The organism is Flagellimonas oceanensis, from assembly GCF_003992595.1.
Classification (GTDB): domain Bacteria; phylum Bacteroidota; class Bacteroidia; order Flavobacteriales; family Flavobacteriaceae; genus Flagellimonas; species Flagellimonas oceanensis.
In genome coordinates, this window is the sequence record NZ_RZNA01000013.1 from 1 (window position 1) to 15,829 (window position 15,829).

The window sequence follows — 15,829 nt, forward strand, 5'->3', positions numbered from 1 at the left end:
TGGGAGGAGGTCATAATGATAATTTTATGAATTTAGCGATGTCCTAAAAGGGGTAAGGCTACATTTTTAGGGAGGGTTACAGTTGTTATCCCCTACCCGTCGGTTACACTCTGGGCAGGTTGCTACAAAATATGTAGGGTTTAAACAGCCAAGGTCATTTCGATATGAGATGCAAAAGCATCGATTGAGAAATCTAGTTTTCTCACACTCCCTTTGGTCGGTTCGAAATGACAACTATCTTATTCCATTATGGAAAGGTTATGAACAATGGCTATAATCCATTACCCCCTCCTTCCCTAAACTAAATTCGCTATTTTTAAGAAACTAAACATATATAGCCGAGGCCGTTGGCACCCATAGCTATGAAAGAGGGACTCATTGCATCAATTTCGAGACACATTACCTTAAGTTCCGAAGAAGCACGTTTAATAGAAACGTTTTGGACCAAAAAAGAACTCGACAAAGGTGATTATCTGTTGAGAAACGGGCAAACCTGCCGTACCGATAATTTTGTCGTAAACGGTGCATTAAAGGCTTTTTACATCAATCCCGATACGGGAAAGGAAGAGATTCTATATTTTGCCATTGAAAACTGGTGGGCAACGGATATGGATAGTTTTCAAAAACAAAAACCTTCCATCTACAATATTCAAGCCATTGAGGTCACTACCCTACTGCAAATCAGCCAGGATTCTTTTCAAAAAATGCTAGGGCAGCTACCAAAACTCGAACGCTTTTTTAGAATCATCCTGGAGAATTATCTGGGGAGTTTGCAGAAAAGAATCATTTTAAACAAAACACTCGACGCAGAAAAACGCTATTTGGATTTTTTGGAAAACTATCCCAAAATCGCTGAAAAAGTACCCAACTATCTTATTGCTTCGTATTTGGGCATTTCTGCCGAATTTTTAAGCAGAATTCGAAAAAAAATAGATGCATCTTGAACTAGGTCAATTTTTTTCACTTTCCGGATTAGGAATTTTGTCTCGTAATCAAAAAAATATGAATTATGAACAAAGTATTGATCATCAACGCAAGTGTACGAAAGGAAAGGTCGCACAGTAGAAAGCTGACAAAACTTTTCGAAGAAAACTGGCAAAAGAAAAATCCTAAAGATGCTTTTACTTACCGAGAAGTAGGATTGGAGGAAATCCCGCCAATAAATGAAAAATGGATTGCAAGTGCATTTGTTAACCCCTGTGAAAGGACAAAAGAAAACCAATCAGGTGTTACCCTTAGCGATGCATTGGTTAAAGAGTTTAAAGCACATGATATTTATGTTTTGGGGACGCCCATGTACAACTGGTCTATTCCGAGCGGACTAAAGGCTTACATCGACCAACTTATGCGAATCAACGAGACTTGGAAGTTCCGTTCGGGCGAACCAGATGGAGATTATGTGGGTATGCTTAAAAACAAGAAAATGTTCATACTGTCCAGTCGTGGCGATACAGGTTATGGGGAAAACGAAAAAAATGAACACATGAATTTCCAAACAACCTACTTGAAGTTCGTTTTTGGAATTATGGGTATAAAAGACATTTCAATCATCTCTCTGGACAACGAAGAGTTTGGTGGAGAATTATTTGAGAACTCTAAGAAAGAAATTTACAAAAAGATGAAACAGATTTAAAAACAGTTGTGAACATGGGCTATAACTTATTTTATCACACTTAGCCTAAACTTAATTCACTACTTTTAAGCAAATAAAACCAGCCAGTACAATGATTGGAGTTTTCGTCTTGATTGCCATTTCGTGGTTGTTTTTATATCTCATAGAAAAGAAAACTATTTTAGCATTAGGGTTCCTGCCCGTAGCAAAAAGACTCAAACAATTCTTGATTGGATTTTTGATCACAGCTGTGCTCTGTGTTCTTGTCCAGTTATTGGAATCCTATTTAAAATCATCCACTTGGGTTTTGAACAAAAACATTTCAACCGGAGCTGTTTTACAGGCTTTTTGGTGGGATTTTAAGTCCGTACTCACTGAAGAACTTATTTTTCGTGGAGCATTATTGTACCTTCTCATCCAAAAAATAGGCGCTACGAAAAGTATTTTGATTTCAGCCATAGCATTCGGGATTTACCATTGGTTCTCCTATGGCGTTCTGGGAAATGCAATGGCCATGATCTTGGTTTTTATCGGGACTGGATTAATGGGTTATGCCTGGGCTTGGGCTTTTTCCAAAACAACATCCATAATGCTCCCTTTTGGACTGCATTTGGGCTGGAATTTTATCTACAACACCATATTCTCGAAAGGACCTTTGGGCGATTTGGTTCTGATATCAAAAGGTGGGAATGAATTGACGGATTGGGCCTCCTTATTGAACTTTATCAGTGGATTGATCATAGTTCCCATTTTGGTACTGCTTTATGTCAAGTATTTTGTGAAAAAGGAAACAAAAATCAAACCGACAGCAGCGTAAAACTGTATTTACGGTTATCTTGAAATAAGATGCAAAGCATTTACGGTAAAATAAAGTGCTCACTTTCCCTCCTTTGTTTCTACTCACACTCTATTTTTTGCTTGATGTAACATTTTTGCTTGCGCTGAGTCTACAAGTAAAATATTCATCATCATGAAACTATTACGAATAGCATTACTTGTATGCATACTTGTTGCCATCACCAGCTGCATCAATTCCAAAAACAATGCGGAACAGACCAATTCAATCATAACCTTTAATGAAGGTACTTCCAAGTTTTCAGCATCGGAAAAACAATTGATTCAAGGGGTTATTTTGGAATCGGAACGGGAAATCCGAACACTGTTGCCCACGCTACCTGACAGTATCAACATATCACTTGAAATTGTGGACTGGGACCTTGATGTGGTCGGGGGTGTTACCGGACGTACCGAAACCAATTCTCCTCCCACAGTGTTCATCCAAATTTCGGAGAACTACCCTGGTGGAATTACCGCTGCAACCCAAAAGGCATTGAAGCATACCATTTTTCATGAATTCCACCATTTATACCGCGGTTGGGCCATTCAGGACAACAAGTTTGAACCGGGCATACCCATTGCTGCCATCAATGAAGGTTTGGCCGTAGTCTTCTCCGAAGAATACACTTCTGCCATGGAAGCCGATAGTCCCCCGGAAGACGAAGTCGCTGAGGTCTGGACTCAGGAATTATTGGCATTACCACAAAATGCAGACTATCAAACTTGGATGTTTCAGCATCCTGATGGTCGCCAGTCCATCGGATACCGAACCGGCAACTATCTTATTCGAAAAGCGATGGCCGAATCCGGTAAAAACATACTGGAATTAAGTGAGCTCAGCCCCGATGACATATTTCAACTGGCAGGGTACTAAAACCCTTAAAAGGCAAGCCCCATTCGCAAGCTAGGCTTTGATAACACACTATCGTATCTTTGTGAAAAAGTAATTGGATTCCTGTCTGCGCAGGAATGACAGCACTATGGAAAATAAAAAGATAATCTTGTTCGATGGCGTTTGCAATCTCTGCAATAGCTCTGTCCAGTTTGTAATCAAACGTGACAAAAAAGATATATTCCGCTATGCGGCCTTGCAAAGTGAGACAGGTCAGGAATTAGTAAAGCAGCGCCATATTGATACGAGTAAGGTGGATTCCATCATCCTTATCGAGCCCGGCGTGGCCTACTATACAAAATCCGATGCCGCTTTGGAGATAGCACAAGAATTAGGCGGGTTATGGAAGTTATCCACGATTTTCACTTGGATTCCGACCTGCATTAGAAACAGCATTTATGATTTTGTGGCCAAAAACCGCTATAAATGGTTCGGGAAACAGGAATCCTGTATGATTCCCACGCCTGAGTTGAAAGCTAAGTTTTTGGATTGATCTATTTCCCTTTCAATCAAAAAAGGCCCCCATTGGAGACCTTTTTATAATAAAATTTTCTAAAGTTTATTTTACCTCATCGTAATTGTCATCCCATTCTTCCACATGTGGATCTCCCAGTTTATCCACGGATTTGGCCACGACCATCGATACGGTGGCATCACCCGTAACGTTCACTACGGTCCTGCACATATCCAACGGTCTATCCACAGCAAAAATCAAGGCAAGTCCAATCGCCAATTTATCCGGTGGAAATCCAATGGACTCCAAAACTATGACCAACATCACCATTCCCGCTCCCGGAACCGCCGCTGAACCAATAGAGGCCAGCAAAGCTGTCAATACGATGGTCAACTGATTGCCAAAAGTCAAATCAAAACCTAGAGCCTGGGATATAAATACAGCGGCAACCCCTTGATACAAACTGGTTCCGTCCATATTGATAGTGGCTCCTACGGGAAGTACAAAACTGGACACTTCCTGATCTACACCGATATGTTCCTCTACCCTTTCCATGGTAACAGGCAAAGTCGCTGCACTGGAACTGGTGGAAAAGGCCAACAGTTGTGCCGGACTTATCTCTTTTAAAAACCAAAACGGGTTCTTCTTGGTAACAAGACCAACAACTGTCGCGTAGAATACAATCATTAAAGCAAGACCCAATACTACCACACCTGCATATTTCAACAGGGCCAATAACAGGTCTGGATCACTTGATGACACCACAACACCTGCCAATAGGGCAAACACAGCGTAGGGAGCCGTCAACATGATCAAATCCACCATTTTTAGGACGACATAGTTGAGGGAGTCAAAAAAATCTTTTAATGGCTTTGCCTTTTTCTCCCCGATCAACAACATGGAAATACCCAAAAAGATGGTAAAGAATATGACCTGAAGCATTAAAGAGTTGTCCGTCATGGCCGCCAATGCATTATCCGGTACCATATCTTCCAAGAATTGTAGTGGACCGCTATCTTTTTGTCGCGAAGCCTCTTCCAATTTTGAAGTTACCCCAGCATCACCAGCATAGGTATCGGTAAGTTTGGTAACGGTTTCTTCCGAAATACCGCTTCCCGGATTCAGAACATTGACCAAAAGTAGTCCAATGGTTATGGCAACTACCGTAGTAACGATGTACGTTGCAATGGTACGGAGACCGATATTTCTGAATTTTGATATATCCTTGAGGTCGGAAATACCTTTGACCAAGGACGCCACAATCAAGGGTATGGCAATGAGTTTAAGAAGTTTTACAAAAATGGTACCCAGGGGTTGGATCCAGTCATTTACAAATTCCTTGCCCCAGCTAATTTGGGTCATCACAAATCCAAAAAGAATACCAAGTAGCATCCCGATCAGGATTTGCCAGTGCAATTCGAGTTTCTTCATAAAAAAGTTAAGTTAGTGACGGAAAGATACTTTTTTGAACGGAAACGTCCTAACGCGGGCTAGATTTTGTTGGTACGGGCCAATAGCGTATAGTCCGCTAAGACCAATGCAGCCATGGCTTCCACAATGGGTACCGCTCTGGGAACAACACAGGGGTCATGGCGCCCCTTCCCTTGCGTGGTCACTTTTTTGCCCTCTTTATTGATGGTCTCGTAGGATTGTAGTACCGTGGCCACAGGTTTAAAAGCCACACTGAAATATATATCCATGCCGTTGCTGATGCCCCCTTGCACTCCCCCGCTACGGTTGGTTTTTGTAGTGCCATCGGTATTGAAGGCATCGTTATGCTCACTTCCTTTCATGGCAACACCCGCGAAACCACTCCCGTACTCAAAACCCTTTACCGCATTGATGGACAACATAGCTTCTCCCAAACGGGCATGAAGTTTATCAAAAACAGGTTCACCTAAACCAATTGGTACATTTTGAATCACGCAAGTGATCACACCGCCAATGGTATCGCCCTCTTTTTTGATGGATTTGATGTAATCCTCCATCTTCTGGGCCGTTTCGGTGTCTGGACAACGAACAGCATTGGACTCGATATTTGAAAAATCCAATTCTTGATAAGGCTTGTCCAATTTCATCTCCCCAACTTGGGAGACAAAGGCGTTTATTTTGATATCACTTAAGAATTGCTTTGCAATGGCGCCCGCCACCACCCTACTGGCCGTTTCACGAGCAGAGCTTCTTCCACCACCCCGGTAATCACGGAAACCATATTTTTTATCATACACATAATCCGCATGCGATGGTCGGTAGGAATCTTTGATATGTGAATAGTCCTTTGATTTTTGGTTGGTGTTGTTAATGGCAAAGCCAATCGGCGTACCTGTGGTCTTTCCTTCGAACACTCCTGAATAGATTTCAACTGTATCAGGTTCCTTTCGCTGGGTTACAATAGCGGATTGCCCGGGCTTTCTTCTGTTCAACTCCTCTTGGACCTTTTCCAAGTCCAATGTTATCCCTGCAGGACAACCGTCAATGATACCCCCCAATGCTTTTCCGTGAGATTCACCAAAGGTGGTGAGCCTAAAAAGTTGTCCAAAAGAATTTCCTGCCATTCGGTATAAAAATTATGATGTCCCCAAAGGTAGACCATACAAATCTAATTCAAAAACGATGCTTTGCCTTAATATTATTGTAACATATTTAGTTTCAGCATGATGATTTTTTAACATTATCCTCATGAATTGATGACTTCGATTTCATTTTTAATTTATTCCAACCATTTTATTTTGCATTAAACCCTATACGATTGAAAAAAAGGAAGATAGAATTGGCAGTTATCTCGGATGTACACTTGGGAACCTATGGCTGTCATGCAGATGAACTCATTACATATCTCAATAGCATACAGCCTAAAAAGCTGATTTTGAACGGGGATATTATTGATATTTGGCAGTTTAGCAAACGGTATTTCCCCCCTTCCCATCTCAAAGTATTGAGAAAAATCATCGGGATGGCCTCCAAAGGCACTGAAGTTTACTATATCACTGGAAATCATGATGAAATGCTTCGTAAGTTCAGTGATACTTCAATGGGAAATTTCAAAATCATGAATAAGTTGGTGTTGAATCTGGATGGCAAAAAAGCCTGGATTTTCCACGGTGATGTATTCGATGTCTCGATACAAAATGCCAAATGGTTGGCAAAGTTGGGTGGTTATGGTTACGACCTTCTTATTTTGATCAACAGCTTCCTCAATTGGTGTTTGGCAAAAATGGGACGTGAGAAATATTCCTTGTCCAAAAAAATAAAGAACAGCGTAAAGGGTGCTGTCAAGTACATCAATAATTTTGAAAAGACCGCTGCCGAGCTTGCCATAGAAAACGAATATGATTATGTGGTTTGTGGACACATCCATCAACCTAAAAAAGAGATATACGAAAATAAACACGGTAGTTGCACCTATTTGAATTCAGGGGATTGGGTGGAAAACCTGACCGCTTTGGAATACTCCTTCAAACGCTGGAGAATCTACCATTACAATCACGATAGACTTTCCCCTTTCTTTGTGGACGAGGATTTAAAGGAAATGGACATGAACGACCTTATCGCCTCCATTACCGACAAAGAAGTCCGTATTGAGAATGTTACCGAAGAACACCTTAGCGAAAGTGAAGAAGAAAACGTTGACCAGGACCTCTTAGATGACAAGGGCCTGTCTCAAGATTGAAACCGGGTGCTGTGCCTCCCTTTTCGTCCCATCCTTAATTTGATGCCTACAACTTGTTCCATTGGCGGCAATCAAAGTTTCTTCAGGGCTTTTCTCTACGGCTGGGAACAACTTTAGTCCACCGACCTGCATACTTACTTCGTAATGCTCTTTTTCGTAACCGAAAGAACCTGCCATACCACAACAACCTGATGGTATAATCGTCACTTTGTAATTTTTGGGCAGATTCAGCACATCAAAGGTTACCTTTTGATTGCTCAATGCTTTTTGATGACAGTGCCCATGTATTTTGATGGTCTTTTCCTCATCGGTAAAACTGTCGGACGTAATATGGCCCGCTGCAATTTCGGAAGCCAAAAACTCTTCAATCAAAAATGATTGGGAGGCCAACTTGCTTAATTGCCCCTTATCCTCATGCAATCGCTGGTACTCATCCCTGAATGATAGAATAGCGGAAGGCTCCAGTCCCACAATTGGAGTTCCTTCGTTTAAAACATCTTTGAGGTTCTCCATATTCTGGGCCACCAATTTTTTGGCTTGCTTCAAAAACCCTTTGGATAGATATGTCCTGCCACTTTCACCATAAAACAGTTCCACATCGTAACCCAACTTGCACAATAGTTCAATGGCATCCTTCCCAATCTGGATGTCCAGATACTTCACGAACTCATCAATGTAAAGTACCACCTGCTTTTTAGAGAGGTCGGTTCGCTTTACCTGATGCTTCTTCAAATGGTTCTTAAAATTGAATCGGCCCACTTTGGGCAAATGACGCTCTGGGGCTACTCCCACTGCTTTTTTAAGCATTCCCCCGATGGATTTGGACTCATACATCCAATTCGTGATGCCTGAAACCTTGCTTCCCATGGCATTCAATTGGGTATTATGGGCAAACAGTTTGCTTCGCAAAGAATAACCGTTGGCTTCTTGATAGTTGTACAAGAATTCCGCTTTCAAGGCAGCAACATCCACGTTACTGGGGCATTCACTGGCACACGCCTTACAGCTCAAACAAAGATCAAAGGCCGTTTTGAGTTCCTCGCGATCGAACCGATTGGTTTTTTCTGAATTGGTCAAAAACTCCCGTAATGCATTGGCCCTAGCGCGTGTCGTATCCTTTTCATTTTTCGTAGCTTGATAACTGGGACACATTCCACCGTTCATGTGATGGCTTTTTCTGCAGTCGCCACTACCGTTGCACTTTTCAGCAGCCTTTAAAATACCTTCACTATCCGAAAAGTCCAGCAATGTATCAACATCAGGCTCTTTACGGTCAACCTCGTAACGCAAAGACTCATCCATGGGATAAGCATCCACAATTTTACCGGGGTTGAGCACTAAATTAGGATCAAACAGGGCTTTTACCCTTTTTAAGAGTTCATAATTGGTCTCGCCTATCATCAGCGGGATAAACTCAGCACGTACAATACCATCACCGTGTTCTCCGCTAAAACTTCCATTATAATTTTTGGTCAACTTGGCCACATCAGTGGTAATACTTCGGAACAGCACTACATCCCCGGACTTTTTCAAGTTGAGAATGGGACGCAAATGCAATTCCCCTGCCCCAGCATGTGCATAATACACGGCATCTTGGTTATACCCTTTCATGATTTGGGAAAACTCCCCGATAAAATCTTTCAGGTCCTCTAAAGCCACCGCCGTATCCTCGATACAGGCCACTGCTTTTCTGTCCCCCACCATATTGCCCAACAAACCAAGTCCGGCTTTACGCAGTTCAATGGCCTTGTTGATGTCCTCCCCGTACAAAATTGGGTTGGCATAGCTCAAACCAGATTTTTCAATGGTTTTCAACAATCCATCAAGCTGTTTATCCAGGTCCTCCTTAGTATCTGCTTTGACTTCCAACATTAAAATACCCGCTGGGTCACCATCCACAAAAAAACGATTCGCCAATTGGGCCCTATTGTTTTTGGTACAGTCCAGAATTACCTTGTCCATCATTTCACATAGATGGAGGTTGTGTTGCATCACAGGTGCCACATCACTCAAACAATCTTCCAAAGTTTTGTAATGCGTAGCTACCATCGCCGCATATGGTGGCGGTAAATCATCCAACTGAAGCGTTACCTCAGTGGTAAAGGCAAGAGTACCTTCACTTCCAGATAGCAATCTGCACAAATTGAAATCAGCTTCGTCATCCCCAAAAACGTTGTTCTTGAGCAATTCATCTACCGCATAACCCGTATTTCTTCTGTGAATACTGGGTTTTGGGAACTCGGATGTTATATGATGTTGCGTTTCTGGGTTGGAAAGTTCTTCGTAAAGTTTGTTATAGATTTTGGCTTCCAACGAATCGCCTTTCTTCTTTTCTTCGAATTCTTTTTTTGAAATATCTGAGAAAAAGGCATCACTTCCGTCAGACAACACACATTGCATAGCAATTACCTTATCCCGGGTAACCCCATATTGAATGGAAGTGGTCCCGGAAGAATTGTTGCCGACCATTCCACCTATCATACATCGGTTGGACGTAGAGGTGTTAGGACCAAAGAAAAGACCAAATGGTTTTAGATATTGATTGAGCTCGTCACGCACAATGCCCGGCTGCACCGTAACTTGTTTCTTGTCTTTATCCAAACTGATGATTTGGGTAAAATGACGACTGACATCGACCACAATACCTTCTCCCACACATTGACCGGCCAAGGAAGTTCCTGCCGTTCGTGGAATCAGTCCGATTTTGTTGGCGTTGGCGAAATCCAATAAAACCTTTAGGTCATCAGCATTTTTTGGGTAGGCCACCGCTGTGGGCAGCTTTCTATAAACAGAGGCATCTGTAGCATAGATGGCCTTACTTAAATCATCAAACAACAACTCGCCTTTCAATACTTCAGAAAGGTCTTTTAACAAATTTTTATCCAATTCGGAATACTTTTTGGGAACTAAAACCAGTTTTAGAACGTAAATCTAATACAAAACTATCTCTAATTTTTAACTTAACGAGAACCTCATGAAGATTACCACATTATTTTCAGTTTTATTTTTGTTTGCAACAGTTAGCCTTAGCGCACAAAGTATTTCCGAGCATGCCTTGGGATTGCGTTTGGGCGATAGCGATGGCTTCGGAGCCGAGATATCCTATCAAAAATCAATAGGCCAATACAACCGTGCCGAATTTGACCTTGGTTGGAGAGACAGTAGGGAATTTGATGCCTTTAAACTAACAGGTGTTTACCAATGGGTACACCAGTTGGACGGTAACTTTAACTGGTACTACGGCGTAGGCGGTGGATTAGGTAGTGTAGATTTTGAACCGAACCCCAATTTCGACGATGACAACGACGGCTTGTTCGTTTTTGCGGCAGGAGACATTGGTGTGGAATATGATTTTGACATTCCACTGTTGCTTTCATTGGATTTTAGACCTGAAATCGGTTTGGTCGGTTACGATGGATTCGACAATGATTTTGATTTCGACATTGCGCTGGGTATCCGATACCAATTCTAAATTTAGAAAACTTTATAGTCAACCCTTGGCCCCTATTAAAGCCAAGGGTTTTTTTATACCATAAACATTGAATACCTTCGCAATCCAAACATATAGAAATGAAAAGACTATTTGCAATATTCTTGGGAGTACTATTTTTAGCTTCCTGTGATTCTGAACATGAAGGATACGTCATCAGCGGTTCCATAAAAGGAGAACCGGAAAATGGAACCATGGTGTTCTTAAAAACAACGGATTCCGTCAATCAATTGGTAGATGTGGACACAGCTACCGTGGAAAACGGGCTGTTTAGTTTTAACGGAAGCCAGGATGAGCCTAAAATGCACTATCTTTTTGTGGACAAGGTTCGTGGGAACGCTCCAATAATTGTGGAAAACGGAATCATTGATGTAGAGTTCCAAAAAGACAGTATCGGTTTTGCAAAGGTCAAAGGAACTGAGCAAAATGAATTGTTCATGGACTTTTTGACCGAGTCCCGTATACTATCCGACCGTGCAAGGAGCATGCAAAACGATATGCGTACGGCAGCGCAACAAAGGGATACCGCCACAGTGGCGGCACTTCGCGAAGAATTCATGGAATTCCAAGAAGATGCAAAAAACTTCAACATTGATTTTGCCAAGAACAATCCCAATGCATTTGTATCTGTATTGGTAGTAGGAAATCTTTTGGCCACAAAAGCACTTCCCGTGGATGAAATAAGGGAATTGTACGAAGGTCTTTCTCCTGAAATGAAAGCAACCGAACCCGGCAAAAAGATTGGCGAACAATTGGAAAATTTAAAATCCACAGAAGTCGGCGCCGTTGCCCCGGACTTTTCAGCTCCTACCCCGACGGGCGATGTACTGGCACTTAACGATGTGACCAGCAACGCCAAACTGACGTTGGTGGACTTTTGGGCAGCTTGGTGCAAACCATGCCGTGCTGAAAACCCGAATATTGTCTCGGTTTACAAAAAATATCACGAAAAAGGATTTGATGTCCTTGGCGTTTCTTTGGACAACAAAGCCGAGCATTGGACCAATGCCATTGAATCTGACGGATTGGAATGGAACCACATTTCCAATCTACAGCGTTTTCAAGATCCAATCGCTCGTTTATACAACATCAATGCGATACCAGCGGCATTTTTACTGGACGAAAATGGCGTTATTGTAGCAAGAGACCTTAGAGGTCCTGCATTGGAAGAAAAAGTTGCTGAAATCCTCGGTAAGAGCTAAGCAGCACAATATATTTTTGATAAAAGAAGGTCTTGATGTTTTCAAGGCCTTTTTTATTGGGTTATATTTTACCCATTTTATCCAATACAAAAAGGATGATAATCGGAATAGCGAGCAATACCACAATCAAAGTATCCGTCACAAAGAGCTCTGGCATAAACAATAACGTTGTTGCGTAGCCACCAATAGCACCACCAAAGTGAGCAGTATGACCGATGTTGCCCATCCTGCTTTTCATACCCCAAATGGAATACAATAAATAAGCAATACCCAATACATAGGCAGGTAACGGAATCGGGATAAACATGATACCCAATTGCATATCGGGATTCAACAATATGGCTGCATAGAGAACTCCCATTACAGCTCCACTGGCACCAACAGCACTGTAAAATGGCTCATCCTTGTGAAAAACAAGCGCCAACAGACTCCCAGCAATCAAACTGACCAGATAAATGATCAGAAACTTGATGGAACCGAACCAACTTATGACCACGGGAGCAAAAAAGTAAAGCGTGAACATGTTCAGAAACAAATGCGAAATGTCCACATGCAAAAAGCCTGAAGTTACCATTCGCTCTCGCTGACCTGCCTGTATGGCATTAATACTGAACTTGTATCTATCAAAAAAAGTTGTGTTACTGAACCCGCGCAGGGAAACCAAAACATTAGCGGCCATAATGGCAATGGTAGCGATATGTAAATTGAGCATGTAAAAAAAGGTTTGGGTTCAAATATAGCTATATTTGCACACAAGAATAGTCTATGCAGCTAGTAGTTTATATCCTTGTTTATCCTTTGCTCTGGTTGATTTCCAGACTCCCGTTTAAAGTCATTTATTTTATTTCTGATGGTATCTATGTACTCCTCTATCGGGTAATTGGTTACCGTAAAAAAGTGGTCCGCAACAATTTAAAGCTGGTGTTCCCTGAAAAATCAGAAAAAGAACGACTGGTTATAGAGAAAAAATTCTTTAGGCATATGTGCGATATATTTCTGGAGATGATGAAGACCATGGGTATGAGCAAAAAGGAAATTCAAGAACGATTCACCGTTACCAATATTGAATTGCTCAATGGTTTGGAAAAAAAGGGTTTAAATACCATGCTCATGCTTCCGCACTATGCAAGTTGGGAATGGGTGTTATCCTTAAATCTTCAAATTATATCCAAAGGCTACGGTATTTATCAAAAAGTGGAAAACAAGTATTTTGATAAATTGGTTAGGGATATAAGAGGCAAATACAATACCGAACTCATATCAACCAGGGAATCCAGGAAAATTCTGAAAGAAGCAAAAGAAAGCAAAGAACTTATGATGGTTGGTATCATTAGTGATCAGTCTCCTATGGTAAGTAAAGCAAAATATTGGACAGACTTCATGGGAATAGTCGTTCCCGCCCACGTTGGAGGCGAAGAAATCTGCAAAGCCATCAACTTTATTCCTGTCTACCTCAAAGTCCGTAAAAAGAAAAGAGGATATTACGAGGGTACATTTAAAATTCTTTCTGAAAACCCTACCGAAGTTCCCGATTATGAAATTACGGATGCCTTTCTACGAGAAACGGAAAAATCCATTCGGGAAGCACCGGAGTACTATTTCTGGACTCACAAACGCTGGAAACACAAAGACAAAGCGCCTAAATCATTGAAAAAGTGATATCTTGACAAGAGAAGATCACTGTCGATGAAAAAATCAATCATTATCTTTTTTTGTTTGGGAATTAGTCTATGCTTTGGACAAACATCCCCGAAACAAGTACCATCGGAAATCATGGAGGCTATCAAAAACGATGTTTGGGTGCCTTTTATGGAAGCTTACGACCAATTGGATTCACAAAAAATCAAGTCCATCCATACCCAGGATATTGTTCGGGTAACCATTTCCCAAAACAATATTGAATCCGGCAATCACTATCTGGAAGGCTTTGGTGGATTTTTAGATGGAGTAAAAGACCGAGGAAACCATTTGAGCATAGCTTTTGCGATTCTTACCACTGCCCTTAATTCCATGAAAGATGTTGCTTATCAAACCGGTTATTATCGTTTAAGTCGATACGATACAAAAAATGCCGAACCTCAATATGTAGGTTATGGTTTTTTCAATGTTGGACTCCGCAAGGAAAACGGAACGTGGAAAATCTGGCTGGATTCCGATAGTCGCACCGATATTTCAGACGATGAATTTGATAGTTCAAAAATCATCTATGAGTTAGAAAAATAGATTTATTCCAATCCTGCTACTTCCTTGATCTCACCGATGATTCTATCGGCCAAACCATCCGCTTCGTTCTGTGACTTTGCCTCGGTATAGATTCGGATAATCGGCTCTGTGTTCGATTTTCTTAAGTGTACCCAGTTTTCCGGGAAATCAATCTTTACTCCATCGATAGTGGATACCTCCTCATCTTTGTACTTGTTGTGCATGGCCTCCAAAAGTGCATCCACATCCAAGTCCGGCGTCAATTGAATTTTCTTTTTGCTCATAAAATAACTCGGATAGCTGGCTCGCAGTTCGGCCACAGTTCCTCCTCGCTCTGCCATCAGCATCAAGAACAAGGCTGTTCCTACCAAAGCATCACGTCCATAATGGCTTTCTGGGTATATGATTCCGCCATTTCCTTCCCCACCGATAATGGCATTGTTGGCCTTCATTTTGGTTACCACGTTTACCTCTCCTACTGCAGCGGCTTCGTACGTACCGCCATATTTTTCGGTCACATCGCGCAAAGCTCTCGAAGAAGATAGGTTGGAAACCGTATTTCCTTTGGTTTTGGACAACACATAATCGGCACAAGCCACCAATGTATATTCCTCGCCGAACATTTCCCCATCATTGCTGATGAATGCCAAACGATCTACATCCGGGTCGACCACAATACCAAAATCGGCCTTTTCCTCAACTACTTTTTTACAGATATCACCCAAATGTTGTTTTAAAGGTTCTGGATTGTGCGGAAAGTGTCCCGTTGGGTCGCAATAGAGCTTTACCACTTCTACCCCGAGTTCTTCAAGCAACTTGGGAATGGCAATACCTCCCGTGGAGTTCACACCATCCACCACAACTTTGAATCCAGCTTTTTTGATGGTTTCGGCATCTACCAAGGGTAACTCCAGCACTTCATCAATATGGATATCGATATAGGAATCATTTTTAATGATTTCCCCTAAATCATCTACCTCTGCAAACTCGAAATCCTCTTTCTCGGCCAAGGCAAGAATCTTCGCCCCCTGTTCCGCATCCAAAAACTCGCCTTTTTCATTCAATAATTTCAAGGCGTTCCATTGCTTGGGGTTGTGACTCGCCGTTAAAATGATGCCACCATCCGCTTTTTCCAAAGGAACCGCAATCTCCACGGTTGGCGTGGTGGACAATCCTAGGTCAATCACATCAATTCCAAGTCCCACCAAGGTGGAAACCACCAAGTTCTGGATCATCTCCCCAGATAAACGCGCATCCCTTCCAATTACAACCTTCAATTTATCATTCTCTGAATACGATTTAAGCCACGAGCCATAGGCAGCTGCAAATTTAACCGCATCAACAGGTGTTAAGTTGTCGTTTGTTTGGCCCCCAATGGTGCCTCGTATACCAGAAATGGATTTGATCAGTGTCATAATTGTTAAAAAAGTTTTTGCAAATATAGTTGGGCTTACCCGATTACATGTTTTG

The 15,829-nt window shown here is 41.8% G+C and carries 15 protein-coding genes; 10 read left to right on the top strand and 5 right to left on the bottom strand.

Annotated features, from left to right (window positions below; genetic code table 11):
* The first annotated feature begins 362 nt into the window (after positions 1–362).
* The 5 genes from EO132_RS04035 to EO132_RS04055 all read left to right on the top strand — a co-directional run bounded on the left by EO132_RS04035 (position 363) and on the right by EO132_RS04055 (position 3,834).
* Positions 363–944 carry a Crp/Fnr family transcriptional regulator gene (locus EO132_RS04035; protein ID WP_127136701.1) on the top strand — a complete coding sequence of 194 codons (582 nt, stop codon included), beginning with the start codon at positions 363–365 and terminating at the stop codon, positions 942–944.
* Positions 945–1,009: 65 nt separating this feature from the next.
* On the top strand, positions 1,010–1,633 hold the full coding sequence (locus tag EO132_RS04040; protein ID WP_127136702.1) for an FMN-dependent NADH-azoreductase: 624 nt from the start codon (positions 1,010–1,012) through the stop codon (positions 1,631–1,633).
* A gap of 91 nt (positions 1,634–1,724) precedes the next feature.
* Entirely contained in the window at positions 1,725–2,429 is a 705-nt protein-coding gene (locus EO132_RS04045; RefSeq protein WP_127136703.1) for a CPBP family intramembrane glutamic endopeptidase, read from the top strand.
* A gap of 153 nt (positions 2,430–2,582) precedes the next feature.
* On the top strand, positions 2,583–3,323 hold the full coding sequence (locus EO132_RS04050; RefSeq protein ID WP_127136704.1) for a DUF2268 domain-containing putative Zn-dependent protease: 741 nt from the start codon (positions 2,583–2,585) through the stop codon (positions 3,321–3,323).
* 106 nt (positions 3,324–3,429) lie between these two features.
* Complete coding sequence (locus EO132_RS04055; RefSeq protein WP_127136705.1) at positions 3,430–3,834, top strand: thiol-disulfide oxidoreductase DCC family protein; 405 nt, start codon at positions 3,430–3,432, stop codon at positions 3,832–3,834.
* A gap of 66 nt (positions 3,835–3,900) precedes the next feature.
* Here the strand turns inward: EO132_RS04055 and EO132_RS04060 are convergent, their stop codons facing one another.
* Together EO132_RS04060 and aroC are read right to left on the bottom strand one after the other, a co-directional pair.
* Positions 3,901–5,226: a dicarboxylate/amino acid:cation symporter gene (locus EO132_RS04060; protein ID WP_127136706.1), complete on the bottom strand. Its 1,326-nt coding sequence runs from the start codon at positions 5,224–5,226 to the stop codon at positions 3,901–3,903.
* A 59-nt stretch (positions 5,227–5,285) separates the two neighbouring features.
* A complete protein-coding gene (aroC, locus tag EO132_RS04065; RefSeq protein ID WP_127136707.1) occupies positions 5,286–6,350 on the bottom strand; it encodes a chorismate synthase in 1,065 nt (354 codons plus the stop codon).
* A 194-nt stretch (positions 6,351–6,544) separates the two neighbouring features.
* Here aroC and EO132_RS04070 point away from each other — a divergent pair, with 194 nt between their 5' ends.
* A complete protein-coding gene (locus EO132_RS04070; protein ID WP_127136708.1) occupies positions 6,545–7,465 on the top strand; it encodes a UDP-2,3-diacylglucosamine diphosphatase in 921 nt (306 codons plus the stop codon).
* Here the strand turns inward: EO132_RS04070 and EO132_RS04075 are convergent.
* On the bottom strand, positions 7,436–10,351 hold the full coding sequence (locus tag EO132_RS04075) for an FAD-binding and (Fe-S)-binding domain-containing protein (RefSeq protein WP_127136709.1): 2,916 nt from the start codon (positions 10,349–10,351) through the stop codon (positions 7,436–7,438). The genes EO132_RS04070 and EO132_RS04075 overlap by 30 nt on opposite strands.
* Positions 10,352–10,439: 88 nt before the next feature.
* Here EO132_RS04075 and EO132_RS04080 point away from each other — a divergent pair, with 88 nt between their 5' ends.
* Together EO132_RS04080 and EO132_RS04085 are read left to right on the top strand one after the other, a co-directional pair.
* Entirely contained in the window at positions 10,440–10,937 is a 498-nt protein-coding gene (locus EO132_RS04080) for a hypothetical protein (protein ID WP_127136710.1), read from the top strand.
* 98 nt (positions 10,938–11,035) lie between these two features.
* On the top strand, positions 11,036–12,157 hold the full coding sequence (locus tag EO132_RS04085; protein WP_127136711.1) for a TlpA disulfide reductase family protein: 1,122 nt from the start codon (positions 11,036–11,038) through the stop codon (positions 12,155–12,157).
* 61 nt (positions 12,158–12,218) lie between these two features.
* On the opposite strand, the gene EO132_RS04090 is transcribed toward EO132_RS04085, so the two are convergent.
* On the bottom strand, positions 12,219–12,869 hold the full coding sequence (locus EO132_RS04090; RefSeq protein WP_127136712.1) for a rhomboid family intramembrane serine protease: 651 nt from the start codon (positions 12,867–12,869) through the stop codon (positions 12,219–12,221).
* Positions 12,870–12,922: 53 nt separating this feature from the next.
* Between EO132_RS04090 and EO132_RS04095 the strand changes: the two genes are divergently transcribed.
* Positions 12,923–13,816: a lysophospholipid acyltransferase family protein gene (locus EO132_RS04095; RefSeq protein WP_127136713.1), complete on the top strand. Its 894-nt coding sequence runs from the start codon at positions 12,923–12,925 to the stop codon at positions 13,814–13,816.
* Between the two features lie 27 nt (positions 13,817–13,843).
* The gene (locus tag EO132_RS04100) at positions 13,844–14,380 is read left to right on the top strand and encodes a Cif family virulence factor (RefSeq protein ID WP_127136714.1); all 537 of its coding nucleotides are present in this window, start codon (positions 13,844–13,846) and stop codon (positions 14,378–14,380) included.
* Positions 14,381–14,382: 2 nt separating this feature from the next.
* Here the strand turns inward: EO132_RS04100 and glmM are convergent, their stop codons facing one another.
* Positions 14,383–15,774 (bottom strand): phosphoglucosamine mutase, encoded by a 1,392-nt coding sequence (gene glmM / locus EO132_RS04105; RefSeq protein WP_127136715.1) that lies wholly within the window; start codon positions 15,772–15,774, stop codon positions 14,383–14,385.
* Positions 15,775–15,829 lie beyond the last annotated feature (55 nt).

Bases quoted from the DNA above. Each gene is read 5' to 3' on its own strand.
- EO132_RS04055 (WP_127136705.1), top strand. From the start codon at position 3,430: ATGGAAAATAAAAAGATAATCTTGTTCGATGGCGTTTGCAATCTCTGC.
- EO132_RS04035 (WP_127136701.1), top strand. From the start codon at position 363: ATGAAAGAGGGACTCATTGCATCAATTTCGAGACACATTACCTTAAGT.
- EO132_RS04040 (WP_127136702.1), top strand. From the start codon at position 1,010: ATGAACAAAGTATTGATCATCAACGCAAGTGTACGAAAGGAAAGGTCG.
- EO132_RS04080 (WP_127136710.1), top strand. From the start codon at position 10,440: ATGAAGATTACCACATTATTTTCAGTTTTATTTTTGTTTGCAACAGTT.
- EO132_RS04100 (WP_127136714.1), top strand. From the start codon at position 13,844: ATGAAAAAATCAATCATTATCTTTTTTTGTTTGGGAATTAGTCTATGC.
- EO132_RS04050 (WP_127136704.1), top strand. From the start codon at position 2,583: ATGAAACTATTACGAATAGCATTACTTGTATGCATACTTGTTGCCATC.
- EO132_RS04085 (WP_127136711.1), top strand. From the start codon at position 11,036: ATGAAAAGACTATTTGCAATATTCTTGGGAGTACTATTTTTAGCTTCC.
- EO132_RS04095 (WP_127136713.1), top strand. From the start codon at position 12,923: ATGCAGCTAGTAGTTTATATCCTTGTTTATCCTTTGCTCTGGTTGATT.
- EO132_RS04090 (WP_127136712.1), bottom strand. From the start codon at position 12,869: ATGCTCAATTTACATATCGCTACCATTGCCATTATGGCCGCTAATGTT.
- EO132_RS04060 (WP_127136706.1), bottom strand. From the start codon at position 5,226: ATGAAGAAACTCGAATTGCACTGGCAAATCCTGATCGGGATGCTACTT.
- glmM (WP_127136715.1), bottom strand. From the start codon at position 15,774: ATGACACTGATCAAATCCATTTCTGGTATACGAGGCACCATTGGGGGC.
- aroC (WP_127136707.1), bottom strand. From the start codon at position 6,350: ATGGCAGGAAATTCTTTTGGACAACTTTTTAGGCTCACCACCTTTGGT.
- EO132_RS04045 (WP_127136703.1), top strand. From the start codon at position 1,725: ATGATTGGAGTTTTCGTCTTGATTGCCATTTCGTGGTTGTTTTTATAT.